We start from the raw sequence: 22660 nt of genomic DNA, 5'->3' as shown, positions 1-22660 counted from the left end.
GGTCAGTCAATGCAAGGGACGAACGTGCTGTTCGGCCAAGTTGCCGTCGTGTTCGGCATCGTGATCGCCGGCGTGTGGGGCGCCACACAATGGACAGCAGCCGCCCTGGGCTACCAGCTACGCCTGGGCTCGCCGTGGTTCGACTTCCTGGGCACGCCCATCTATCACCCGTGGCGCTTGTTCGAGTGGTGGTTCTTCTTCGACGCCTATGCGCCTCGCGTCTTCGACATCGGTGGCGCGATTGCCGGCGCCAGCGGCCTAGTGGCCGTGCTGGTCGCCATCGGCATGTCGATCTGGCGCTCGCGCCAGAACAAGCTGGTCACGACCTACGGCTCGGCGCGCTGGGCCAACGCGGATGACATTCGCAAAGCTGGACTGTCGAGCCCGGCGGGTGTCTTCCTCGGTCAGCATCACGGTCAGTACCTGCGGCACGAAGGACCGGAGCATGTTCTGACCTTCGCACCCACGCGCTCGGGCAAGGGCGTGGGTCTCGTGGTGCCGACGCTTCTTTCGTGGCCCGCGTCCGCAGTCATCCACGACATCAAGGGCGAGAACTGGCAGATCACTGCAGGCTGGCGCTCACGCTTCTCGCACTGCCTGCTGTTCAACCCGACCGATGCGAAGTCAGCAGCCTACAACCCGCTGCTGGAGGTACGGCGCGGCGCGCATGAGGTGCGCGACGTGCAGAACATCGCGGACATCCTGGTCGATCCCGAAGGCGCGCTGGAGCGGCGCAACCACTGGGAGAAGACTTCGCACGCACTGCTGGTGGGGGCCATCCTGCATGTGCTCTACGCAGGCGAGGACAAGACGCTGCGCGGTGTCGCCAACTTCCTCTCCGATCCGGCCAGCCTGTTCGAGCTGACTCTGCACCGGATGATGACCACGCCCCACCTGGCCGATGGTCCACATCCGGTAGTGGCTTCGGCGGCGCGCGAAGTCCTCAACAAGAGCGACAACGAGCGCTCGGGCGTGCTGTCCACGGCCATGTCGTTCCTCGGCCTGTACCGCGACCCCACAGTGGCCGAAGTCACGTCGCGCTGCGACTGGCGCATTGCCGACCTGATTGCGGCCGAGCATCCCGTGTCGCTGTACTTGGTGGTGCCGCCTTCGGACATCAGCCGCACCAAGCCGCTGATCAGGCTCATCCTGAACCAGATCGGCCGTCGCCTGACGGAATCGCTCGATGGCAGCGACGGCATTGCGCGCCGCCACAAGCTGCTGTTGATGCTCGACGAGTTCCCGGCGCTGGGGCGCCTGGACTTCTTCGAGACGGCCTTGGCCTTCATGGCGGGCTACGGCATCCGCAGCTTCCTCATCGCGCAGTCGCTCAACCAGATCGACAAGGCGTATGGGCAGAACCATTCCATCCTCGACAACTGCCATGTGCGCGTGACGTTCGCCACCAACGACGAACGCACCGCCAAGCGCATCTCCGAGACGCTGGGCACCGCGACCGAGCTGCGTGCGCAGCGCAACTACGCAGGCCATCGGCTTGCGCCGTGGCTGGGGCACCTCATGGTGTCGCGCCAGGAGACGGCCCGGCCGCTGCTGACCCCTGGCGAAGTCATGCAGCTACCGCCCGACGAAGCCGTGGTGATGGTGTCCAGCGTGGCGCCGATCAAGGCCAAGAAGCTGCGTTACTACGCGGACGCCAATTTCAAGCGGCGTGCGCTGCCACCGCCTGCGCTGGCAGTCGGGCAGTACGCCGACGTGCCGCCACTGGGTCCCGACGACTGGAGCGGCCTGGCGATTCCTGCTGTTCCGATTGCACCGGCCATTGAGGCCGTCGATGGCATCAGCAGTGCCGACGACGGTGGCCCGCGCCGCCAACCCGAACTCGCCGAAACCGTCACCTACGACCCCGAGATGGCCGCGCCCGCGGCCGACCTCGCGCTGCTCGATGACGACGACCTGTCGCTTCCTCTTCCGCGCCAGCTCGCCCCGGCCCTGCAACGCACGGCCCGACTGGCATCCCTCGACCCTGACGACGGAATCGAGCTATGAGCCAGCACCGCCTCAATCTCTTCATCCAGCCCGAGCACGCCAAGCGGCTCGATGAACTGGCCGCCAAGAAAGGCGTGTCCAAGTCATCCATCGTCGCGGCGGCGCTGGCATCCTGGCTTTCACCCGATGCCGCCGACCAGCGCGAGGCGGCCATCGCCAAGCGGCTGGATCGCCTGTCGCGCCAGGCTGAACGCATGGAGCGCGACCAGAACATCCAGATCGAGACGCTGGCCCTGTTCATCCGCTACTACCTGACCGTCAGTACGCCCGTGCCCGAGGCCCATCAGGAGGCCGCGCGCGCCCAGGGCAAGGCGCGCTTCGAGCAGTTCATCGAACAGCTCGGCCGCCATCTTCTGCGCGGGCGCAGCCTGGTGCGAGACGTGGTGGAGGAACTGAATCCCGACCCCACGCGCGTGGATGACAAGCAGGAGCGCGCCTTATGAGCGCCGTTGCTTCCTCTTTCGCGGCCACGTCGCTGGACCGCCGCATCCAGATGCTGCGCACGGCCATGGGACCGCTGATCGCTGCCGCGCTCAAAGACCCGGACGTGGTGGAAATCATGCTCAATCCGGATCGATCCTTGTGGATAGACCGGCTTTCTACGGGCCGTGCGCCGATGGGCGTGGAGTTGTCCGAGGCCGATGGCGAACGCATCATCCGCCTGGTCGCGGCCCATGTCGGCGCCGAGGTGCATCGTGGGCAACCGCTCTTGACGGCGGAGCTGCCCGAGACCGGCGAGCGCTTCGAGGGCATCCTACCGCCCGCCGCACCGGGCCCGGCCTTCGCGCTGCGCAAGCGCGCGGTGGGCGTGATTTCTCTGTCGCGCTATATCGAGGACGGGATGATGACCGCAGAACAGGCGGGCCTGCTGGTGCGCGCCGTGCGCGAGCGCCAGAACATCCTGATCGCTGGAGGCACCAGCACGGGCAAGACCACGCTGGCCAATGCGCTGCTGGCCGAGATCGCCGCCACCGGCGACCGGGTGCTGGTGCTCGAAGACACGGTGGAGCTGCAATGCGCGGCCCGCGACCACGTACCGCTGCGCACGCGCCAGGGCGTGGTGTCCATGACAGAGCTGGTGCGCTCCTCCATGCGCCTGCGGCCCGACCGCGTGGTGGTCGGCGAAGTGCGTGGGGCCGAGGCGCTGGATCTCATCAAGGTGTGGGGCACCGGCCATCCCGGCGGCATCGCCACGATCCACGCCGGCTCCGCCCTGGGCGCGCTGCTGCGCCTGGAGCAATTGATTCTCGAAGTGGCGGTGAACCCACCCCGTGCGCTGATCGCCGAGGCGGTCAACGTGGTCATCCACATCGCCGGGCGTGGGCGCAAGCGCCGCATCGAGAGCATCGCCCGCGTCGTCGGCTTCGACGGCGCGGGCTACCACTTGGTGGACGCGCTGGAAACGCCGTTTCCGGAGCTACCGCCGGTGTCCCCCGCAGCGCCTGCCGCTGCGTCTTCCCCATCCCTTGACCAACCTGGAGAACTGCCATGACGCAGATGATCGTTCCTGCTTTCCGTATTTACGCAAATCCGCTTCGCCGCCGTTCCAGCACTACACGGCTGGACAGCCTGGCTCGCCCAGCCCTGCAGGGCCTGATGCTTGCGGCGCTGATGCTGCTGCTCGCGGGCACCGCGCAGGCCGCGGGCTCCTCGATGCCGTGGGAAGGCCCCTTGCAGTCCATCTTGGAGTCAATCCAAGGGCCGGTGGCACGCATCGTGGCCGTCATCATCATCATTGCCACGGGCCTCGCGCTTGCGTTCGGCGACACGAGCGGGGGCTTTCGCAAGCTGATTCAGATCGTGTTCGGTCTGTCCATCGCCTTCGCGGCTTCGAGCTTCTTCCTGTCCTTCTTCAGCTTCTCGGGCGGGGCCGTCGTATGAACGCGGCCCACGATGGAATGCAGGGCTCCGCCGCTGGCTTTGCCAGCGGCTTCGAGATTCCGCTGCATCGGTCTTTGACCGAACCGATTCTGCTGGGCGGCGCGCCGCGCACCGAGGCGATTGCCAACGGCACGCTGGCCGCTGCCGTGGGCCTGGGCCTGCAACTGTGGATTCCGGGCGTGGTGCTCTGGATCGCCGGCCATGCGCTGGCGGTCTGGGGCGCGCGCGTCGATCCGCAGTTCATGCAGGTCTTCGCCCGCCACATCAAGCACCGACCGCTGCTGGACGTGTAGGGGAATGCCGTCATGCTGAACCTTGCTGAATACCGCCAGCGGCCCGCGCTGCTGGCCGACTGGCTACCGTGGGCCGGGCTGGTCGCGCCGGGCGTCGTCTTGAACAAGGACGGCAGCTTCCAGCGCACGGCGCGGTTCCGCGGGCCTGACCTCGACAGCGCCACGCAGGGCGAGCTGATCGCCACGTCGGCGCGCTTGAACAACGCGCTGCGTCGGCTGGGCTCGGGCTGGGCCTTGTTCATCGAGGCCGAGCGCCGGCCTGCCGCTGACTATCCGCACTCGGATTTCCCGGAACCCTTGTCCTGGCTGGTGGACGAGGAACGCCGGGCCGCCTTCGAGGAATCGGGCAACCACTTCGAGAGCAGCTACCACCTGACGCTGCAATACCTGCCTGCGGAGGAATCCCGCGCCCGCGCGGCGGGCCTGCTGTACGAGAACAAGCCGACCGAAGGCGTGGACTGGCGTGAGCGCCTAACGGCCTTCACCGCGGAAACGGATCGCGTCTTCGACTTGCTCGATGGCGTGATGCCGGAGATCGCGTGGCTCGATGACGGCCAAACGTTGACCTACTTGCACGCAACGGTTTCCACGCGGCGCTATCGCGTGGCCGTGCCGGAAGTGCCGTTCCACCTCGACGCGTTGCTGGCCGATGCGCCGTTGATCGGCGGCCTGGCGCCGATGCTGGGCGACCAGCACCTGCGCGTGGCAACGGTGCGGGGCTTCCCGACCTCGACCTGGCCGGGGATTCTGGACGACCTCAACCACCTCGGCTTTGCCTATCGCTGGTCAACCCGGTTCCTGTGCCTCGACAAATCCGAGGCGGAGCGGGAGTTGGGGCGTTTGCGCCGCCAGTGGTTCGCCAAGCGCAAGAACGTCATCGCGCTGCTGCGCGAAACCATCTTCCAGCAGGAAAGCCCGTTGGTCGATACCGACGCCAGCAACAAGGCGACCGACGCCGATGCCGCCCTGCAGGAGCTGGGAAGCGATCAGGTGGCCTTCGGCTATCTGACGGCGACCGTGGTCGTCATGGACGCGGATGCGGCTGTGGCCGACGAGAAGCTGCGCATGGTGGAGCGTGTGATCCAGGGGCGTGGCTTCGTCACCATTTCTGAAACGCTCAACGCCGTGGATGCCTGGCTCTCGTCCATTCCGGGCCACGCCTACGCGAACGTGCGCCAGCCCATCGTCTCGACGCTGAACCTGGCGCACCTGATGCCGGTGTCCGCCGTGTGGGCAGGGCCGGAGAAGAACGCGCACCTCGACGGCTCGCCGCTGATTGTGACCCGCACCGAAGGCGCGACGCCGTTCCGGTTGGTCACGCATATTGGCGACGTGGGCCACACGCTGGTGGCCGGCCCGACTGGCATGGGCAAGTCGGTCTTGCTCGCCACCTTGGCCATGCAGTTCCGGCGCTATCGCGGTTCGCGCATCTTCGCCTTCGACATGGGGCGCTCCATGCGCGCCACGGTCCTCGGACTGAGTGGCGAGCACTACGACCTGGGCAAGAGTGTGGAGGAGGGGGGCGACATCGCCTTCCAGCCGCTCGCCCGCATCGACCGCGAGGGCTACCGCACCTGGGCCGCCGAATGGATCGAGGGCCGCTTGCGCCATGAAGGGGTGGCCGTTGGCCCCGAAGAGAAGGTCGCGATCTGGTCGGCACTCGGGAGCCTGGCTGGTGCCCCCGTTGAGCAGCGAACGATGACCGGTCTGTCGGTGCTGCTGCAGTCGAATGCACTGCGCCAGGCGCTGGCGCCCTATGTGCTCGGCGGCGCGAACGGCAAGCTGCTGGACGCGGACCACGACCGTCTGGGCATGGCCGACGTGCAGTGCTTCGAGATGGAAGAGCTGATGCACAGCAAGGCTGCCGTCATGGCCGTGCTGCATTACCTCTTTGCGCGCTTCGAGGATCGATTCGACGGTGCGCCCACGCTGCTGATCCTCGATGAAGCCTGGCTGTTCCTGGATGACCCGGTGTTTGCCGCGCGTATCCGCCAGTGGCTCAAGACGCTGCGCAAGAAGAACGTCAGCGTCATCTTCGCCACGCAGTCGCTGGCCGACATCAAGGATTCGAGCATCGCGCCCGCGATCATCGAGAGCTGCGCAAGCCGCATCTTCCTGCCGAACCCACAGGCGACCGAGCCGCAGATTCGCACGATCTACGAAGGCTTCGGCCTCAACAGCCGCCAGATCGAGATCGTCGCCACCGCGCAGCCCAAGCGCGACTACTACTACCAATCCCGTCTCGGCAACCGCTTGTTCGACCTTGACCTGGGGCCGGCGACGCTGGCCTTCGCGGGCGCTTCCACGCCGCAAGACCAGCGCGACATGGACGCGGTGCTCGCCGCAGTCGATGCCAGCTCCGCAGCGTCTTCCCCGTTCGCAGCCGCCTGGCTGCGTCATCGCGGCCTCGATTGGGCGGCCGACCTGCTGCCCTCATTCCCCGGCCTCGCGCCGGGCTCCGTCCGTACCGCCAACCACTCACAGGAGAACCAGCCATGAAACTGCATACCCCCAAGCTCGCCGCATTGACCGCAGCCTGCGTGCTCGCCTTCGGCATCGCCCAGCCCGCGCACGCGCTGTTCGGCGTCGGCGACATCGTGCTCGACCCGACCAATCTGGTGCAGAACACGCTCACTGCCGTTCGCACCTTGGAACAGATCAACAACCAGATCCGCCAGCTCCAGAACGAAGCGCAGATGCTCATCAACCAGGCGCGAAACCTAGCCAGCCTGCCGTCCAGCGTAGTGGGCCAGTTGCGCGCGAACCTGGCGACCACCCAGCGGCTTATCGCGCAGGCCAAGGGCCTGGCCTACGACGTGACGAGCATCGACCGCGAGTTTGCGCGCCTGTATCCCGAGAAGTACGCCGCCACGGTGAGCGGCAATCAGATGTACCTCGATGCGCAGGAGCGTTGGAAGAACACGCTCAACGGCTTGCAGACCACCATGCAGATGCAGGCCCAGGCATCGCAGAACCTGAGCGACGACGAAAGCGTGCTGGCCGACCTCGTGGGCAAGAGCCAGTCGGCGGAAGGCGCGTTGCAGGCGATGCAGGCCATGAACCAGTTGCTCGCCTTGCAGGCCAAGCAGTCGATCCAGACGCAGCGGCTCCAGATCACGCAAGACCGGGCCGCTTCGCTGGAGTTGGCGCGGCAGGCCGCGGCCACGGAACGCGGACGCGAGGTGACGCGCCGCTTCGTGGGTGACGGCACGCCGTACACGCCGCAGCCCGTCAACTTCTACAACCGCTGACGGGGACGGCCATGAAGAACGCGCCCGTCCTGTTCGCTCTCACGTCCCTGTTGGCCGGCTGCGACCGGCCGCCTGCGGTGGATACGCTGGCCGCCGATCCGTCCCGGCTGCACACGCTGCGCGCGCAGTGCCGTGCGGGCGAGCACGGCGGCGCGTTCTGCGCGCAGGTGGCGCAAGCCGACCTGCGCCGCTTTCTCTCTGGCAAGGCCGGCCCCGGCGAATACCAGACGCTCGCCGACCTGCCGCCGATTCCGCCCAGCTTCGATGAGCCCGCCGATGACAACGGGCCTGGGCAGGAGGACTCGCCATGAATGACGTAACCATCATTGACCGCTTCCTCGATACGTTCTCGCGCTACATCGACTCGGGCTTTGGCCTGCTGCATGGCGAGGTGGCGTTTCTCACGGCCACGCTGATCGTCATCGACATGACGATCGCCGGCCTGTTCTGGGCGATGGGCCACGCCACCGGCCAGGGCGAGGACGTGATCGCCAAGCTGATCCGCAAGGTGCTGTACGTCGGCGCCTTCGCCTACATCATCGGCAACTTCAACTGGCTGGCCGGCATCGTGTTCCGTTCGTTCGCGGGCCTGGGCCTGACGGCCAGCGGCTCGACCTTGAGCATGGAGAACTTCCTGCAACCGGGCAGGCTGGCCAAGGTCGGCATCGACGCCGGGGCGCCAATCCTCAAGCAGATCGGCGACATGGCGGGATTCCCCGAGGTGTTCGTGAACATCACGCCCATCGTCGTGATGTTCCTCGCCTGGCTGATCGTCCTGCTGTGCTTCTTCGTGCTGGCGATCCAGCTTTTTATCACGCTGATCGAGTTCAAGCTGACGACGCTCGCGGGCTTCGTGCTGGTGCCGTTCGCGCTGTGGAACAAGACGGCGTTTCTCGCTGAGAAGGTGCTGGGCAACGTGGTGTCGTCAGGCATCAAGGTGCTGGTGCTGGCCGTCATCGTGGGCATCGGCTCGGGCCTGTTTGCCGAGTTCCAGGTACAGCCGGCCGAGCCGTCCATCGACCATTCGGTCGTCGTCATGCTGACCTCGCTGACCCTGCTGGCGCTGGGCATCTTCGGGCCGGGCATTGCGACCGGGCTGGTGTCGGGCGGCCCGCAGCTCGGCGCGGGCGCGATGGCCGGTGCCGCGCTGGGCGCGGCCGGCGCTGCGGTTGCCGTGGGCGCGGCGGCCACGGGCGTCGGTGGCGCCGTCGCTGCCGGCGCGCGCATGGCCCCTGCTGCGGCCAAGCTGGCCGGCAGCGGTGCGCGTGCCGCTGCCGGGGCGGCCAGCAGCGCGAAGTCGGCGTTCCAAGCCGGCTCCGCGTCCGCTGGCGGTGGCCTCAAAGGCGCAGCCGCCGGAGTGGGCAACGTCGCTAAGACCGGCGCGCAGGCGGCCGGGCAGAAGGTGGCGCAAGGCGCACGCTCGATCCGCGAACGCGCTACCGCAGCGTTCAGCGCTGACGCGCCCGCATCCGCAGGTGGCGGCACCCCCAGCGGCGATGCGCCTCCCGCCGCTCCGCAGGAGCAACCGGCCTGGGCCAAGCGCCTGCACCGACGACAGCAGCTCACCCACGCTGCGACGACCGCCGCCCACACGCTGCGCGGTGGTGATGGCGGCGGCTCGGGCCAAGGGCCGAGCCTGCGCAACCCCGATGAATGAAGCGATTCCTGATCCTCAAGGAGAACACCCATGCGATTCAAACGCCCGCAGGTGCGCTATGCCGACACCCCGCAGCCTGCTACCCCTTATCAATCTGCAGCCCAAGTGTGGGACGAGCGCATCGGCTCGTCCCGCGTGCAGGCGAAGAACTGGCGCTTGATGGCCTTCGGCTGCCTCGCGCTCGCGTTGCTGATGGCCGGCGGCCTGGTCTGGCGCTCGGCGCAATCCATCGTCACGCCCTACGTGGTGGAGGTGGACAACGCGGGCCAGGTGCGCGCCGTGGGCGAAGCCGCCACGCCATACCGGCCCAGCGATGCCCAGGTGGCCTACCACCTGGGCCGCTTCATCGGCCTGGTGCGCTCGCTGTCCATCGACCCCATCGTGGTGCGGCAGAACTGGCTAGATGCCTACGACTACACCACCGACAAGGGCGCGGTGGTGCTCAACGACTACGCCCGCGTGAACGATCCATTCGCGCGCATCGGCAAGGAGTCGGTGACGGTGCAGATCATTTCCGTTACCCGCGCCAGCGACACGTCTTTCAACGTGCGCTGGACGGAGACGCGCTACGTCAACGGCGCACTGGATCGCACCGAACGCTGGAACGCAGTGATTTCCATCGTGCAGCAGACCCCGCGCACCGAGCAGCGCCTGCGCAAGAACCCCTTGGGCATCTACGTCAACGGACTGTCGTGGAGCCGCGAACTGGAAGGAAACGAAGGAGCAAAACCATGAATGCGATTTTCCGTAAATCCGTCTTACCGGTGATCCTGCTGGCATCCAGCGTTTTGTTCTCGGGCTGCGCCACGCAGGGCAAGCCGCCGCCGGCCATCTCGCTCGACGAGCCTGTGCAAGCTCAGCTGCTGCCCGAGGCGCCGAAGCCGGTGGAGGTCGTGACCGTGCCCGAGGTGCTGCCGATGCCGGCGCAGATGAAGCCTTTACCGGACGCCAAGCCTGCGGCGGAACCCGCCGATGAAACGGTGCGCGTGGCACGCGCCAATGCCGAGGCGCGCATCGCGCCCACGCGCGAGGGCTACGTCAACGCGATCCAAGTCTGGCCTTTCACCGATGGCGCGCTGTATCAGGTCTATGCGGCCGTGGGCCGCGTGACCGTGATCGCGCTCCAGCCCGGCGAGGAGCTGGTGACGGTCGCCGCTGGCGACACTGTGCGCTGGATCGTCGGCGACACATCGAGCGGCAGCGGCGAGGCGCTGCGCGTCAATGTGATGGTCAAGCCCATCCGCTCGGGCTTGAAAACCAATCTGGTCATCACCACGAACCGGCGTACCTATCTGCTGGAGCTGACCTCGACCGAGAAGACGTGGATGGCTTCCGTGTCGTGGGAATACCCGAAGGACGAGATGCTGGCCCTGCAGCGCCAGGCGCAGGCGGCGAGCAGCGCGGCACCCGTCGATACCGGGCTATCGCTGGAGAAGATCCGTTTCCGCTACGCGGTCAGCGGCAGCAATCCGCCGTGGAAGCCGCTGCGCGCCTTCGATGACGGCGAAAAGGTCTACATCCAGTTCCCGCCGGGCATTGCCCAAGGCGAGCTGCCGCCGCTGTTCGTGATCGGCGCGCAGGGTGACGGGCAGTTGGTGAACTACCGATTCCGCTCCCCGTACTACATCGTGGATCGGCTGTTCGGCGCTGCCGAACTGCGCTTGGGTGGTGACAAGGGCGACGTGGTGCGGATCGAGCGCACCGACGGGGTTTCGGGTGGCACGCGGAGGAACTGACCATGAGCCAGGACGATATTTCCGACCATGCCGCGCCGCAGGCTGGCAAGGTGGCGCCTGAGACGATGGCGCTGCGCGCGCAGCCGCGCCCGGTCACGCGCCTGAACCGGCGCACGCTGGCCATCCTCACCGGCGGCCTGTCGGTCGCCGTACTCGGCGCCACGATCTGGTCGTTGCAGCCGCACCGGCGCGGCGCGGGCGAGCAGACCGAGCTTTACAACGTCGATCGCGTGAGCAAGTCTGAAGGGCTGGACGGCCTGCCGGCCGACTACTCCAAGCTGCAGGTGCCCGAGCTGGGGCCGCCGCTGCCGGGCGATCTTGGCCCGGCCATCGTGAACTCGCAGCAGCCGATGACACCGACCTATGCGCCGCCTGGGCATGACCCCGAGGACGCCTTGCGCAAAGAGGCGGACGCGGCGGCGGCCTCGGCGGTGTTCTTCCGCTCGGGTCAGCAGGGCAAGGCCGCAGCGCCTGCCACAGCCCAAGCCGCTGCGGCTGCGCCGGGCAGCGCCTTCGACCCACTGGCGGCCGGGCCGGCCTCGACGGCGGCCCAGCCTGCCGACCCGACCGCGACGCAGAACCGGCAAGACCAGAAGGAGGCGTTCCTGAAAGGCGGTTCCACGGAAACCCGCAATTCCGGCAGCTTGCAGATGCCGGCCTCGCCGTATCAAGTCATGGCCGGCACGGTGATCGCCGGGGCGCTCGTCACGGGCATCAAGTCGGACTTGCCGGGCGACGTGATCGCCACGGTGACGGAGCCGGTCTATGACTCGGCCACGGGCAAGTTCCTGCTGATCCCGCAAGGCTCGCGCATCCTCGGCAAATACAACAGCCAGGTCAGCTACGGGCAGAGCCGGGTTCAAGTGGTATGGAACCGGATCATCCTGCCGGACACGTCTTCGCTGACCATCGACAACCTTGTGGGCACCGACCCGGCCGGCTATTCCGGCCTCGAAGATGGCGTGGACTACCACTGGGGCCGTATCGTCGCCGGCGCGGCGCTGACGACGCTGCTGGGCGTGGGTGCCGAGCTGGCCGCGCCAGAGAACCGGCAGGACGGCAACCGCATCGTGATCGCGGGGCGCGACAGCGCGCAGGACAGCATCAATCAGGTCGGCCAGGAGATCACCAGGCGCAACATGAACATCCAGCCGACCTTGACCGAACGGCCCGGACTGCCGGTTCGCATCATCGTCAACCGCGATTTAGTGCTGCGGCCGTACCAGCCGCTTTTCTTCAACAGGGGAGCGATGCGATGAGCACGATCAAGAAACTGCGGCTGGGGCCGCTGCCAAAGCTGGAGTCCACGAAGCTGACCTTCGCGTGTCCGGCCAGCTTGAAAGCCGATCTCGACCGCTACGCCGCGCTGCACGCGCAGACCTACGGCGAGGCGGTCGATGCGGCGACGCTGATTCCGCACATGCTGGAGGCATTCATGGCGGGGGATCGGGGATTCAGGAAAGGAACGAGCGCCAAGGTCGTCCCGCAGAAACAGACCTGACGATCTTGCCGCGACTTCAACGACAAAGCGCAGCCCGAGGCTGCGCTTTGTCGTTCCGGGGGCAGTTGGGCTACTATGGAGAAAGGCAAGTCGGCCTGCTGTTGGGAAACGTACCCGATGCAACGCGCCCCGGCTTTCTCCCTCGTCGCTCTTATGTGGCACCTAGCCCAGAACGCAGCAGTCAATCCAAACTGCCCGAAACAGAGCTAACCTAGCGTCCCATATAGAGTTTCAAGCCCTGGGCAATTTTCACCCAGGGCTTGACACGAGCAATTTTTTGTTTCTGCCGGCAGGCCTGGCGTTGGCCACAGCAGGTGCCGGCTTATCTGGCCCGCTGTGCGGGAGCGCGCGCGCCGCAAGATGCTGCCGCTGGCCACCGCTTGTGGACGGGCGGCGCCCAAGTGTGCGGTTTCCGATGTGTCTGCCTGGCGCCTTGGCTGGCGCGCTCAGTCCCGCGTGGCGCGGCGCTGCACGCAGGCGATGTAGGCATCGCCGTCCGGCGGGCGGCCGGCGCGCTGGCTTTCCCACAGCATCTGGCCCAGGCAGTCCATGGTGGCGTGGTGGGCGTCGTGCAGGGAATCCAGCCGTGCTGTGAGCAGCTCGACCGCCTGGCGGATGCCGCGCGGCTGGTCGATGCTGCACTGCTCGCTGATCGACAGGTGCATCGACAGGTGCAGGAACGGGTTGGTCTGCTCAGGTGTCTCGTCGTAGTTGCGGGCCACGGCGGCGTCGGCATCGGCCAGCTCGGCGTGGTATTCGGGGTGCTCGGCGATCCACAGGCTGGCCAGGGTTTCGATGGCCTCCATGGGCTGGCCGGTCTGGGTCTTGGCGTGCACTGCGCAGAGGAAGCGGCGCACATCGGCTTGGGACGGGTTGAACATGGCGCTGAGCGTAGCACGCAGACAAGCCGGCAGCAGGGCGCCGGCGCTCGCCCTTGCGGTGGCGTCCTACACGCGCTGCAGCTGCGCGAGCCTACAGTGGCCGGGCGCTGGCAGGGAAACCGGGGTCTTTGCCGAGCCTTTTTCCAACAACCCCGGATATGGGAGATAAGCCATGAACGCACTGCGTCTGACCGGAGTGGTCCTGATCGTGCTGGGGCTGGCCGGGTTTTTTACCGGCGGTTTCAGCTTTACCAAGGAAACCACACAGGCCAAGCTCGGCCCGCTGGAACTGACCGTGAAGGATAAAGAGACGGTGAACGTGCCCCAGTGGCTGAGCCTGGGTTCGATTGCGCTGGGGGCCGTGGTGCTGGTGCTGGGCTTTCGCAAGCCTTGAACAGGCTCTAAGGGGCGCCAGTCCACAGTGCGGGGGTCAGCTGTGCTGGGTGCCCAGCATGCGCGAGATGGCCTGCGCGGCCTGCAGCAGGGCGGGCAGCATGGTGGCCTGCATGACCTCGGCACTGGAGCGGTTGGCCTGGCCGCTGATATTGAGCGCGGCCACGGTCTGGCCGGCGCGGTTGGTCAGTGGTGCGGCAATCGAAATCAACCCTTCTTCGAGTTCCTGATTGATCAGGCACCAGCCCTGTGTGCGTGCCTGGCGGATGCGCTCCAGCAGGGTGGGCATGTCCATCACGGTGTGCTGGGTGAAGCGCTGCGGGGTCAGGCCCTGCAGCCGCGCCTGCAGCGCGTCGTCGGGCAGGCCGGCCAGCAGCACGCGCCCCATCGATGTCCAGGCGGCAGGCAGGCGCGAACCCACGCCCAGGTTGGTGCGCATGATCTTGTGGGTGGGCAGCCGCAGCACATAGACGATGTCGAGGCCGTCGAGTACGGCCGCCGAGCACGACTCGCGCACCTGTTCCACCAGCGCTTCCATGACCGGTTCGGCCAGGTCCCAGATGGGCATGGACGACAGGTAGGCAAAGCCGAGATCGAGGATGCGCGGGGTGAGGCGAAACAGCCGGCCATCGCTTTCCACATAACCCAGCGTCTGCAGCGTGAGCAGGATGCGCCGCGCGCCCGCGCGGGTCAGCCCGGTCTGTGCGGCCACCTCGCTCAGGGTCTGCTGCGGCGTGGCGGCGCTGAACGAGCGGATCACTTCCAGGCCGCGCGCGAAGGACTGCACGTAGCTGTCGCCGGGTCTGGGGCTGGCAGGAGGGGTATTGGTGTTCATGGAGTGCCCGGTTTATAATTCTTTATGCGAACATTTGTTCATTATACGAACGAATGCGGGCAATTTTTTTGCTACTTCCCGGAAGACTTTCCATGATCAACAAGATAGCGGACTCGGTGGCGCAGGCCCTCTCGGGTGTGAAGGACGGGGCCACCGTGCTGATTGGCGGATTTGGCACGGCGGGCATTCCCGACGAGCTGATCGAGGGGCTGATGGCCCACGGCGCACGCGACCTGACCATCGTCAACAACAACGCCGGCAACGCCGAACAGGGTGTGGCGGCACTGCTCAAGGCGGGCCAGGTGCGCAAGGTCATCTGCAGCTTTCCGCGCCAGGCCGACAGCTATGTGTTCGATGACCTCTACCGCAGCGGCAAGCTCGAACTGGAGCTGGTGCCGCAGGGCAACCTGGCCGAGCGCATCCGCGCCGCCGGTGCCGGCATTGGTGCTTTCTTCTGCCCCACGGCCTATGGCACGGAACTGGCCAAGGGCAAGGAAACCCGCGAAATCAACGGCAAGCACTACGTGCTGGAGTTCCCCATCCATGGCGACGTGGCGCTGATCAAGGCCGAAAAAGGCGATCGCTGGGGCAATCTCACCTACCGCATGTCGGCGCGCAACTTCGGTCCGGTGATGGCCACCGCCGCCAAGACCACGATCGCCACGGTGCACGAGGTGGTGGAACTGGGCGCGCTTGACCCCGAAACCATCGTCACGCCGGGCATCTATGTGAGCCACGTCGTGAAGATCGCCCGCGTTGCCACGCAGGCCGGTGGTTTCAAGAAATCTGCATGAAGTGGGCCTCTGGCGCACAAGGAGAAAGCGTGAGCAGCTATCAAAAACGTAGTAAAGAAGAGTTGGCCAAGCGGGTGGCGCAAGACATCCACGACGGCGCCTATGTCAACCTGGGCATCGGCCAGCCGACCCTGGTGGCCAACCACATCCCGGCGGGCCGCGAGGTCATCCTGCAAAGCGAGAACGGCATCCTGGGCATGGGCCCGGCGCCGGCCGCGGGCAGCGAAGACTACGACCTCATCAACGCCGGCAAGCAGCCCGTCACCCTGCTGCCGGGCGGCGCGTTCTTCCACCATGCCGACAGCTTCGCCATGATGCGCGGCGGCCACCTCGACATCTGTGTGCTGGGCGCCTTCCAGGTGTCGGCCACGGGCGACCTGGCCAACTGGAGCACAGGCGAGCCCGGTGCCATTCCCGCCGTGGGCGGCGCCATGGACCTGGCCATCGGCGCCAAGCAGACCTGGGTGATGATGGACCTGCTCACCAAGCAGGGCGCCAGCAAGATCGTCGAGCGCTGCACCTACCCGCTCACCGGCATCGGCTGCGTCAAGCGCATCTATTCCGACCTCGCCACGCTGGCCTGCACGCCGCAGGGGCTCCAGCTCATCGACAAGGTCGAGGGGCTGGAACACGCCGAACTCGAACGCCTGGTCGGCTTGCCCATCCAGGCCTGAATCTTCCCTCCACATCACCGAACATTGCCATGACCCAAGCCTATATCTGCGACGCCATCCGCACCCCCTTCGGCCGCTACGGCGGCGCGCTGTCGAGCGTGCGCACCGACGACCTGGGCGCCATCCCGCTCAAGGCGCTGATGGAGCGCAACCCCGGCGTGGACTGGGCTGCGGTGACCGATGTGCTCTACGGCAACGCCAACCAGGCCGGTGAAGACAACCGCAACGTGGCGCGCATGTCCAGCCTGCTGGCGGGCCTGCCGCTCGAAGTGCCGGGTGCCACCATCAACCGCCTGTGCGGTTCGGGCCTGGATGCCGTGGGCACGGCCGCGCGCGCCATCAAGTCGGGTGAAGCCGGGCTCATGATTGCCGGCGGTGTGGAAAGCATGAGCCGCGCCCCGTTCGTGATGCCCAAGGCCGAGACCGCCTTCAGCCGCAACAACGCGGTGTATGACACCACGATCGGCTGGCGCTTCGTCAACAAGCTGATGAAGGCGCAGTACGGCGTGGATTCGATGCCCGAAACCGCCGAGAACGTGGCCACCGATTTCGGTATCGAGCGCGAGGCACAGGATCGCATGGCGCTGCGCAGCCAGCTCAGCGCCGTGGCTGCCATCCAGGCTGGCCACCTGGCACGCGAGATCGTGCCCGTGACCATCCCCCAGAAGAAGGGCGACGCGATCGTCGTCAGCCAGGACGAGCACCCGCGCGAGACCAGCCTGGAAGCGCTGGCCAGGCTCAAGGGCGTGGTGCGGCCGGACGGCACCGTGACCGCCGGCAACGCCTCGGGGGTGAACGACGGCGCCTGCGCCCTGCTGCTGGCCGACGAGGCCAGCGCCGCCCGCTACCGCCTGACCCCGCGCGCCCGCGTGGTGGGCATGGCCACGGCCGGCGTGGCGCCGCGCATCATGGGCTTCGGCCCCACGCCCGCCACGCTGAAGGTGCTGGCCCAGACCGGCCTGACCATCGACCACATGGACGTGATCGAGCTCAACGAAGCCTTTGCCGCCCAGGGCCTGGCCGTGCTGCGCGCCCTCGGCCTGAAGGACGACGACGCCCGCGTGAACGCCTGGGGCGGCGCCATTGCGCTGGGCCACCCGCTGGGTGCCAGCGGCGCCCGCCTGGTGACCACCGCCGTGAACCGCCTGCACGAGCATGGCGGCAAATACGCGCTGTGCACCATGTGCATCGGCGTGGGGCAGGGCATTGCCGTCATCCTCGAACGGGTCTGAAGCCATGTCGATGCAAACCATTGACACCGCGGCTGGACACTTTCGCGTTGCCCTGGACGGCCCAGCCGATGCGCCGGTGCTGGTGTTTTCGAACTCGCTGGGCACGACGCTGGAGATGTGGGATGCGCAGGCACAGCACTTCGCCCAAACGCACCGCGTGCTGCGCTACGACACGCGCGGCCACGGTGGCAGCGTGGTGTCGCCCGGCCCTTACCGCTTCGACCAGCTCGGCGGCGATGTGCTGGCGCTGCTGGACGCGCTGGGCATTGCCAGGGCCAGCTTTTGCGGCATCTCCATGGGCGGCCTCACCGGGCTGTGGCTGGGCGTGCATGCGGGCGAGCGCCTGAACCACCTGGTGGTGTGCAACAGCGCCGCCAAGATTGGCACGGCCGAAGGCTGGCAAACCCGCGCCGCGCTGGTGCGCGACAAAGGTACGGCGGCCATGGCCGAGCTGGCCGCCTCGTCGCCCGGCCGCTGGTTCACCGAGCCCTTCATCGCGGCCCAACCCGCACTGGTGGCCCGTGCGCAGGGCTGGATTGCCGGCATTCCCCCCGAAGGCTACGCCGCCTGCTGCGAAGCCCTGGCGCAGGCCGATTTGCGAAGCGCCATCAGCGCCATCCGCGTGCCCACCCTGTTGATTGCCGGCGCCAGCGACCCGGTCACCACCGTGGCTGACGCCCAGGCCATGCAGCGCGCCATCGCCGGCGCGCACCTGGCCGAGCTGCCTGCATCGCACCTGTCCAACTTGGAGGCGCCCGCCGCGTTCGACGCCGCGCTGGCGGCCTTTCTGGCCCCGGGGGCCTGAGCCACCCGCGCACTCGCAACCGATCGGAACCAGCATGAGCACCCCCCCAACAAACCCCGCAGGCGCGCCCGAGCGCGTGCTGATCACCGGTGGCGGTGCCGGCATCGGCGCCGCCATTGCCGAGCGCTGCCGCGCCGAAGGCTACCTGCCAGTGGTCATCGACCGCTTGGTGGATGGCGTGCCTGGCGGCATCCGCGCCGACCTGTCGGACGCGGCAGACACCGCGCGGGCCTTGCAGGAGGCACTGGCCGGCGGCCCCGTCACCCGCTTGGTCAACAACGTGGGCGTGGTGGTACCGGCCGATGCCGAGCACCAGACCATGGCCGAGTTCGACCTGGCCGTGTCGCTGAACCTGCGCTGCGCTTTCCAGTGCATGCAGGCGCTGCTGCCGAGCATGAAAGCGGCCGGCTTTGGGCGCATCGTCAACATGTCCTCGCGCGCTGCGCTGGGCAAGGAGTTGCGCACGGCCTACGCCGCCACCAAGGCCGGCCTGATCGGCATGACGCGCGTGTGGGCGCTGGAGCTGGGCCAGCATGGCATCACGGCCAACGCCATCGGCCCCGGCCCCATCCGCACCGAGCTGTTCGACCGCGCCAACCCGCCCGACGCACCGCGCACCCGCGCCATCGTCGAGTCCGTGCCCGTCAAGCGCATCGGCACGCCCGAGGATGTGGCCCATGCCGCCAGCTACCTGCTGGACGCGCGCAGCGGCTTCATCACGGGGCAGGTCCTGTACGTCTGTGGCGGCATGACCGTCGGCGTGGCAGGGGTCTGACCGCATGGCAGCGCTTGCTGTCGAAGAACACCATGGGCTGCACCCTGGTGAACCCGTTCCTGGTGGACGCGATCTGCATCGCGGCCATCCTGATCCGGCCCCATCTGTGAGGCCTTGACCCTGCCTGTTGCGCCGGGGCGCGCACACGCCCCTTGCAGCAGGCCCCATTCTCCCGAGCAAGACAGAGGAAACCACCATGACCCATTCCACCCACAGCACCTTCCTGGCCGGCCGCCGCCAGGCCCTGGCTGTCCTGGCCAGCCTGGCCGCCGGCACGGCCGCCCTGCCGGGCGCCGCCCTGGCGCAGGCCTACCCCACCAAGCCCATCTCTATCGTTGTGCCTTTCTCGGCCGGCGGCACGACCGACATCCTGGCACGACTGGTGGGTCAATACCTTTCGACTGAGCTGGGCCAGCCAGTGGTGGTGGAAAACAAGGCCGGTGCAGGCGGCAACATCGGCGGACAATATGCTGCCAAGGCCGCAGCCGATGGCTACACCCTGTTCATGGGCACCGTGGGCACGCACGCGATCAACGCCAGCCTGTACAAGAAGATGCCCTTTGATCCCATCAAGGACTTCGCACCGCTGACGCGCGTGGCCAATGTGCCCAACCTGCTGGTGGTCAACCCCAAGCAACCGTTCAAGACGGTGCCCGAAATGATCGCCTATGCCAAGGCCAACCCCGGCAAGATCAACTTCGGTTCCCCCGGCAACGGCGCTTCGCCGCACCTCTCGGGTGAGCTGTTCAAGTCGTTGGCCAAGGTGGATCTCACGCACATCCCCTACAAGGGCAGCGCACCGGCTGTGACCGATCTGCTGGGTAACCAGATCGCCATCATGTTTGACAACATGCCATCGGTGATCCCTCATGTGCGTTCGGGCAAGCTGCACGCCATTGCCATCACCACTTCCAAGCGCTCGGCGGAGTTGCCCGATGTACCGACCATCGCCGAAGCCGGTGTGCCAGGCTATGAGGCCATGTCGTGGTTTGGCATGTTTGCGCCAGCCGCCACGCCCAAGCCGGTGCTGGACAAGCTCACCGGCGCGCTGGCCAAGGTGCTGGCCAACCCCGAGGTGAAGAAAAAGATTGCTGACCAGGGTGGCGAGCCCGTCAATGAGACCCCGGCCCAGTTTGCCACCTTCATCAAGTCGGAATCGGCGAAGTGGGGCAAGGTGGTCAAGGAGTCGGGCGCAAGTCTGGACTGACCGCAACCCGGTTGCTTTGAAATGGATAGCTGCTGGCGCACATGCATGGTGCGCCAGCAGCTATTTTTGTTTCAAAACGCCTGGCGCACGCGCCGCGCGCTCACACCCGCCACGCCGGCAGCTGCCAGTTGCGCCACAGCGCCAGAGCGCGCAGCCCGGCCGTCACCAGCACGCAGGCCAAGAGCGCGGCCCACTCGGGCGCCTGGAACTGGCGCAGCGCCACATCGACCCAGCCGCCGGCAAAGGCGCACAGCGCATAGGGGCGGTGGTCGCTGAAGGCCTGGGGCACCTTGTTGCACAGCACGTCACGCAGCACGCCGCCGAACACCCCGGTGATCAGCCCCATCATGACGGCAATGAGCGGCGGCATGCCCAACGCCATGGCCGCATCCACACCGATGGCGGCAAACAGGCCCAGGCCAATCGCATCGGGCAGCAGCATGGCGCGCTCGGTGGGCTGGAAGTGGCGCTGGCGCATGAACAGCATGGTGCCCACGCACAGTGCCAGGATCCCCCAGACATAGCCCGTGTGACGCACCCAGAAGAAGGGCCGCTGGTCCAGCAGCAGGTCGCGCAGCGTGCCGCCGCCAAAGGCGGCCACGAAGGCCACCACGCACACCCCTACCGCATCCATGCGCTGGCGCGCGGCGGCGATCATGCCCGACAGCGCAAAAGCGACGGTGGCCGCGACTTCCAGCACAAAGCGCAGGGTGTGTATCCACGGGGTTTCTGGCAGGTCCATGGGGATGGCGCGGTGGCGGTCCTGAATGAATTAGCTATTGAATATATAGCTGTCGGCGCTTTTTTCGAAAGCGTCAGAGGCCATCTTGGCTTGAATTCCGTGGCAAACCCTCAGGGGCTGGGCCTTCGGCCGGGGTGGCGTCGGGCGTGTGGCGCTCCTGGCGCTCCTTGGCCATCTGATCGGCCAGCTGGCTGCGCCCTTCGCGGGCCACGGCGATGTATTTGGTGCGGTCCTTGTGGTGGGGGTACATGCGGTCGACCAGCGCGATGTTGTGGGTGCGAAAGCGCTGGGTGATGGCCGTGGCCTCCGAGGGGGGCAGGCCCATCAGCTCCAGCACCGTGTGGGCGCTTTGCAGGCTCGACTCGAACAGCTCGCGCTGCACCAGCGTCACGCCTGCGTCGCGCAGATTGTTCCAATGGGTGATGTCGCGCGCGCGGGCCACGATTTGAAGGTGTGGGAAATGCCCGCGCGCCAGCTTGGCGATCTTGAGGGACTGCTCGGGGTCATCCACCGCCACCACCAGGATGCGTGCGTGTTCGGCGCCGGCAATGCGCAGCAAATCAAGGCGTGTGGCGTCGCCATAGAACACGCGGTAGCCAAAGGTGCGGGCCACTTCCAGCATCTCCACGCTGTGGTCCAGCACGGTGGTGGGAATGCCCTGGGCCAGCAGCACGCGCGAGACGATCTGCCCGTAGCGGCCAAAGCCCGCGATGATGATGGGCGCTTCCTGTGGTTCGGAGATTTCCTCTGCTGCCGGGGCCTTGACATGTGCGTGGCGGCGCAGCAGCGCGCGGTCCAGCAGCACCAGCAGCAGCGGGCTGATCAGCATCGACAGCGCCACGGCGCCAATGAGCAGCGAGGCGGTTTCGGCCGCGAAGATCTTGGCACCCGCCGCGGCCTGGAACACCACGAACGCAAACTCGCCGCCCTGCGCCAGCAGCAGCGTGAACACCGGGCGCTCCTGGTAGGGAATGTGGACGAGCTTGGCCAGCGTGTAGATGGCAACGGCCTTGGCCGCCAGGAAGCCGGCCAGGATGGCCGCCATGAGCCCGGGCGAGCGCAGGATCACGCCGAAGTCGATGCCCATGCCCACGGCGATGAAGAACAGCCCCAGCAGCAGGCCCTTGAAGGGCTTGATGTCGGCCTCCAGCTCGCGCCGGTATTCGCTGTCGGCCAGCAGCACGCCTGCCAGAAATGCGCCCAGCGCCATCGACAGCCCCACCAGCACCATCAGGTAGGCCATGCCCACCACCAGCAGCAGCGCGGCGGCGGTGAAGATCTCGGGCGTCTTGCTCTTGGCGATCCAGCGCAGCACGGGGCGCAGCAGCAGGCGCCCGCCGAGGATGATGGCCCCGATCACGCCGACAATCTTGAGGGCCTCCAGCGCCAGATCGCCGGGGGGGTGCGTGGCGTCGGCAGCCCCGGCCGCGCCCAGCAGCGGCAGCAGGGCCAGGATGGGGATGGCCGCCACGTCCTGGAACAGCAGGATGGAAAACCCCGCCTGCCCGCCGGCTGTGCGCAGCAGGTTGCGCTCGGCCAGCGACTGCAGCGCAATCGCCGTGGACGACAGCGCCAGGCCCAAGGCGCCCACCAGGCTCACGCGCCAGGGCAGGCCGGCCAGCGCACCCAGCGCAAACAGCAAGGCCGTACAGCCCAGCACCTGCGCGCTGCCCGTGCCAAAGATGGGGCGACGCAGCGCCCACAGCCGGCTGGGCTGCAGCTCCAGCCCCACCAGAAAGAGCATCAGCACCACACCGAATTCGGCAAAGTGCAGGATGTCCTGCACATTGCTGACCAGCGCCAGGCCCCAGGGGCCGATGGCGATGCCCGCCGCCAGGTAGCCAATGATGGTGCCCAGCCCGAGCGCCTGGGCAATGGGAACGGCCAGCACCGCAGCGCCCAGGTACAGAAAGCCGTAGGTGAGCCAGGTGGGTGCGTGTTCCATGGGGTGTGTATGGTGGCAGCGCTGCCAGCGCAGAGTGTGGTGCTGATTCTG

24 protein-coding genes are annotated in these 22660 nt (G+C 67.1%); 20 read left to right on the top strand and 4 right to left on the bottom strand.

The annotated features are described in order from the left end of the window. Positions 1-9: 9 nt before the first annotated feature. The 13 genes from K225_RS0101585 to K225_RS0101525 are packed head-to-tail and all read left to right on the top strand — an operon-like array spanning position 10 to position 12326. On the top strand, positions 10-2007 hold the full coding sequence (locus tag K225_RS0101585; protein ID WP_026434776.1) for a conjugal transfer protein TraG: 1998 nt from the start codon (positions 10-12) through the stop codon (positions 2005-2007). After that, complete coding sequence (locus K225_RS0101580; protein ID WP_026434775.1) at positions 2004-2450, top strand: ribbon-helix-helix protein, CopG family; 447 nt, start codon at positions 2004-2006, stop codon at positions 2448-2450. The genes K225_RS0101585 and K225_RS0101580 overlap by 4 nt, the downstream gene beginning before the upstream one ends. Next, complete coding sequence (gene trbB / locus K225_RS0101575) at positions 2447-3499, top strand: P-type conjugative transfer ATPase TrbB (RefSeq protein ID WP_026434774.1); 1053 nt, start codon at positions 2447-2449, stop codon at positions 3497-3499. Before K225_RS0101580 ends, trbB begins: the two co-directional genes overlap by 4 nt. Next, positions 3496-3888, top strand: coding sequence for a TrbC/VirB2 family protein (locus K225_RS0101570; protein WP_026434773.1), 393 nt, complete (start codon positions 3496-3498; stop codon positions 3886-3888). Before trbB ends, K225_RS0101570 begins: the two co-directional genes overlap by 4 nt. Further along, positions 3885-4181: a VirB3 family type IV secretion system protein gene (locus K225_RS0101565; RefSeq protein ID WP_026434772.1), complete on the top strand. Its 297-nt coding sequence runs from the start codon at positions 3885-3887 to the stop codon at positions 4179-4181. The genes K225_RS0101570 and K225_RS0101565 overlap by 4 nt, the downstream gene beginning before the upstream one ends. Before the next feature lie 12 nt (positions 4182-4193). Next, positions 4194-6680: a conjugal transfer protein TrbE gene (gene trbE, locus K225_RS0101560; protein WP_026434771.1), complete on the top strand. Its 2487-nt coding sequence runs from the start codon at positions 4194-4196 to the stop codon at positions 6678-6680. Next, positions 6677-7432: a P-type conjugative transfer protein TrbJ gene (gene trbJ, locus K225_RS0101555; RefSeq protein ID WP_026434770.1), complete on the top strand. Its 756-nt coding sequence runs from the start codon at positions 6677-6679 to the stop codon at positions 7430-7432. Before trbE ends, trbJ begins: the two co-directional genes overlap by 4 nt. 11 nt (positions 7433-7443) lie before the next feature. Next, positions 7444-7743, top strand: coding sequence for a hypothetical protein (locus K225_RS0101550; RefSeq protein ID WP_026434769.1), 300 nt, complete (start codon positions 7444-7446; stop codon positions 7741-7743). Beyond that, positions 7740-9089, top strand: a complete 1350-nt coding sequence (gene trbL / locus K225_RS0101545) for a P-type conjugative transfer protein TrbL (protein ID WP_026434768.1) — start codon at positions 7740-7742, stop codon at positions 9087-9089. Before K225_RS0101550 ends, trbL begins: the two co-directional genes overlap by 4 nt. Before the next feature lie 30 nt (positions 9090-9119). Beyond that, positions 9120-9824: a conjugal transfer protein TrbF gene (gene trbF / locus K225_RS0101540; protein ID WP_026434767.1), complete on the top strand. Its 705-nt coding sequence runs from the start codon at positions 9120-9122 to the stop codon at positions 9822-9824. Next, complete coding sequence (gene trbG / locus K225_RS0101535) at positions 9821-10825, top strand: P-type conjugative transfer protein TrbG (protein WP_026434766.1); 1005 nt, start codon at positions 9821-9823, stop codon at positions 10823-10825. The genes trbF and trbG overlap by 4 nt, the downstream gene beginning before the upstream one ends. A gap of 2 nt (positions 10826-10827) precedes the next feature. Then, complete coding sequence (locus K225_RS0101530) at positions 10828-12084, top strand: TrbI/VirB10 family protein (protein ID WP_026434765.1); 1257 nt, start codon at positions 10828-10830, stop codon at positions 12082-12084. After that, positions 12081-12326 carry a DUF2274 domain-containing protein gene (locus tag K225_RS0101525; protein WP_026434764.1) on the top strand — a complete coding sequence of 82 codons (246 nt, stop codon included), beginning with the start codon at positions 12081-12083 and terminating at the stop codon, positions 12324-12326. The genes K225_RS0101530 and K225_RS0101525 overlap by 4 nt, the downstream gene beginning before the upstream one ends. Before the next feature lie 446 nt (positions 12327-12772). On the opposite strand, the gene K225_RS0101520 is transcribed toward K225_RS0101525, so the two are convergent. Further along, complete coding sequence (locus K225_RS0101520) at positions 12773-13207, bottom strand: DUF1841 family protein (protein ID WP_026434763.1); 435 nt, start codon at positions 13205-13207, stop codon at positions 12773-12775. Between the two features lie 172 nt (positions 13208-13379). On the opposite strand from K225_RS0101520, the gene K225_RS0101515 reads away from it, so the two are divergent. Continuing rightward, complete coding sequence (locus tag K225_RS0101515) at positions 13380-13601, top strand: hypothetical protein (RefSeq protein WP_026434762.1); 222 nt, start codon at positions 13380-13382, stop codon at positions 13599-13601. Between the two features lie 36 nt (positions 13602-13637). Here K225_RS0101515 and K225_RS0101510 read toward each other — a convergent pair whose 3' ends face one another. Beyond that, positions 13638-14435 carry an IclR family transcriptional regulator C-terminal domain-containing protein gene (locus K225_RS0101510; RefSeq protein WP_026434761.1) on the bottom strand — a complete coding sequence of 266 codons (798 nt, stop codon included), beginning with the start codon at positions 14433-14435 and terminating at the stop codon, positions 13638-13640. A 92-nt stretch (positions 14436-14527) separates the two neighbouring features. Between K225_RS0101510 and K225_RS0101505 the strand changes: the two genes are divergently transcribed. The 6 genes from K225_RS0101505 (at position 14528) to K225_RS0101475 (ending at position 19922) form a co-directional block, all read left to right on the top strand. Further along, positions 14528-15229, top strand: coding sequence for a 3-oxoacid CoA-transferase subunit A (locus tag K225_RS0101505; protein WP_026434760.1), 702 nt, complete (start codon positions 14528-14530; stop codon positions 15227-15229). Between the two features lie 29 nt (positions 15230-15258). Then, entirely contained in the window at positions 15259-15903 is a 645-nt protein-coding gene (locus K225_RS0101500) for a 3-oxoacid CoA-transferase subunit B (RefSeq protein WP_026434759.1), read from the top strand. A 29-nt stretch (positions 15904-15932) separates the two neighbouring features. Next, a complete protein-coding gene (gene pcaF / locus K225_RS0101495) occupies positions 15933-17135 on the top strand; it encodes a 3-oxoadipyl-CoA thiolase (RefSeq protein ID WP_026434758.1) in 1203 nt (400 codons plus the stop codon). Between the two features lie 10 nt (positions 17136-17145). Beyond that, a complete protein-coding gene (gene pcaD, locus K225_RS0101490) occupies positions 17146-17940 on the top strand; it encodes a 3-oxoadipate enol-lactonase (RefSeq protein WP_369794829.1) in 795 nt (264 codons plus the stop codon). Positions 17941-17974: 34 nt separating this feature from the next. Then, positions 17975-18715 carry an SDR family oxidoreductase gene (locus K225_RS0101485; RefSeq protein WP_034711491.1) on the top strand — a complete coding sequence of 247 codons (741 nt, stop codon included), beginning with the start codon at positions 17975-17977 and terminating at the stop codon, positions 18713-18715. Positions 18716-18911: 196 nt separating this feature from the next. Further along, positions 18912-19922: a tripartite tricarboxylate transporter substrate binding protein gene (locus tag K225_RS0101475; RefSeq protein ID WP_026434755.1), complete on the top strand. Its 1011-nt coding sequence runs from the start codon at positions 18912-18914 to the stop codon at positions 19920-19922. A gap of 100 nt (positions 19923-20022) precedes the next feature. On the opposite strand, the gene K225_RS0101470 is transcribed toward K225_RS0101475, so the two are convergent. Together K225_RS0101470 and kefC are read right to left on the bottom strand one after the other, a co-directional pair. Then, the gene (locus tag K225_RS0101470; RefSeq protein ID WP_026434754.1) at positions 20023-20664 is read right to left on the bottom strand and encodes a trimeric intracellular cation channel family protein; all 642 of its coding nucleotides are present in this window, start codon (positions 20662-20664) and stop codon (positions 20023-20025) included. Positions 20665-20737: 73 nt separating this feature from the next. Then, positions 20738-22609 carry a glutathione-regulated potassium-efflux system protein KefC gene (gene kefC / locus K225_RS20135; RefSeq protein WP_051248563.1) on the bottom strand — a complete coding sequence of 624 codons (1872 nt, stop codon included), beginning with the start codon at positions 22607-22609 and terminating at the stop codon, positions 20738-20740. Positions 22610-22660: the final 51 nt, after the last annotated feature.

The sequence above is a fragment of the Acidovorax sp. JHL-9 genome (genome assembly GCF_000426205.1).
GTDB lineage: Bacteria > Pseudomonadota > Gammaproteobacteria > Burkholderiales > Burkholderiaceae_C > Acidovorax > Acidovorax soli.
This window is presented reverse-complemented; position numbering and strand designations above follow the sequence as displayed.

Excerpts from the sequence above, each read along its gene's own strand:
- trbJ (WP_026434770.1), top strand. The coding sequence starts at position 6,677 with ATGAAACTGCATACCCCCAAGCTCGCCGCATTGACCGCAGCCTGCGTG.
- kefC (WP_051248563.1), bottom strand. The coding sequence starts at position 22,609 with ATGGAACACGCACCCACCTGGCTCACCTACGGCTTTCTGTACCTGGGC.
- trbL (WP_026434768.1), top strand. The coding sequence starts at position 7,740 with ATGAATGACGTAACCATCATTGACCGCTTCCTCGATACGTTCTCGCGC.
- K225_RS0101525 (WP_026434764.1), top strand. The coding sequence starts at position 12,081 with ATGAGCACGATCAAGAAACTGCGGCTGGGGCCGCTGCCAAAGCTGGAG.
- K225_RS0101510 (WP_026434761.1), bottom strand. The coding sequence starts at position 14,435 with ATGAACACCAATACCCCTCCTGCCAGCCCCAGACCCGGCGACAGCTAC.
- K225_RS0101585 (WP_026434776.1), top strand. The coding sequence starts at position 10 with ATGCAAGGGACGAACGTGCTGTTCGGCCAAGTTGCCGTCGTGTTCGGC.
- K225_RS0101485 (WP_034711491.1), top strand. The coding sequence starts at position 17,975 with ATGAGCACCCCCCCAACAAACCCCGCAGGCGCGCCCGAGCGCGTGCTG.
- K225_RS0101580 (WP_026434775.1), top strand. The coding sequence starts at position 2,004 with ATGAGCCAGCACCGCCTCAATCTCTTCATCCAGCCCGAGCACGCCAAG.
- K225_RS0101530 (WP_026434765.1), top strand. The coding sequence starts at position 10,828 with ATGAGCCAGGACGATATTTCCGACCATGCCGCGCCGCAGGCTGGCAAG.
- K225_RS0101565 (WP_026434772.1), top strand. The coding sequence starts at position 3,885 with ATGAACGCGGCCCACGATGGAATGCAGGGCTCCGCCGCTGGCTTTGCC.
- trbE (WP_026434771.1), top strand. The coding sequence starts at position 4,194 with ATGCTGAACCTTGCTGAATACCGCCAGCGGCCCGCGCTGCTGGCCGAC.
- K225_RS0101470 (WP_026434754.1), bottom strand. The coding sequence starts at position 20,664 with ATGGACCTGCCAGAAACCCCGTGGATACACACCCTGCGCTTTGTGCTG.
- trbB (WP_026434774.1), top strand. The coding sequence starts at position 2,447 with ATGAGCGCCGTTGCTTCCTCTTTCGCGGCCACGTCGCTGGACCGCCGC.
- trbG (WP_026434766.1), top strand. The coding sequence starts at position 9,821 with ATGAATGCGATTTTCCGTAAATCCGTCTTACCGGTGATCCTGCTGGCA.
- K225_RS0101505 (WP_026434760.1), top strand. The coding sequence starts at position 14,528 with ATGATCAACAAGATAGCGGACTCGGTGGCGCAGGCCCTCTCGGGTGTG.
- K225_RS0101550 (WP_026434769.1), top strand. The coding sequence starts at position 7,444 with ATGAAGAACGCGCCCGTCCTGTTCGCTCTCACGTCCCTGTTGGCCGGC.
- pcaF (WP_026434758.1), top strand. The coding sequence starts at position 15,933 with ATGACCCAAGCCTATATCTGCGACGCCATCCGCACCCCCTTCGGCCGC.
- K225_RS0101515 (WP_026434762.1), top strand. The coding sequence starts at position 13,380 with ATGAACGCACTGCGTCTGACCGGAGTGGTCCTGATCGTGCTGGGGCTG.
- K225_RS0101520 (WP_026434763.1), bottom strand. The coding sequence starts at position 13,207 with ATGTTCAACCCGTCCCAAGCCGATGTGCGCCGCTTCCTCTGCGCAGTG.
- pcaD (WP_369794829.1), top strand. The coding sequence starts at position 17,146 with ATGCAAACCATTGACACCGCGGCTGGACACTTTCGCGTTGCCCTGGAC.
- trbF (WP_026434767.1), top strand. The coding sequence starts at position 9,120 with ATGCGATTCAAACGCCCGCAGGTGCGCTATGCCGACACCCCGCAGCCT.
- K225_RS0101475 (WP_026434755.1), top strand. The coding sequence starts at position 18,912 with ATGACCCATTCCACCCACAGCACCTTCCTGGCCGGCCGCCGCCAGGCC.
- K225_RS0101570 (WP_026434773.1), top strand. The coding sequence starts at position 3,496 with ATGACGCAGATGATCGTTCCTGCTTTCCGTATTTACGCAAATCCGCTT.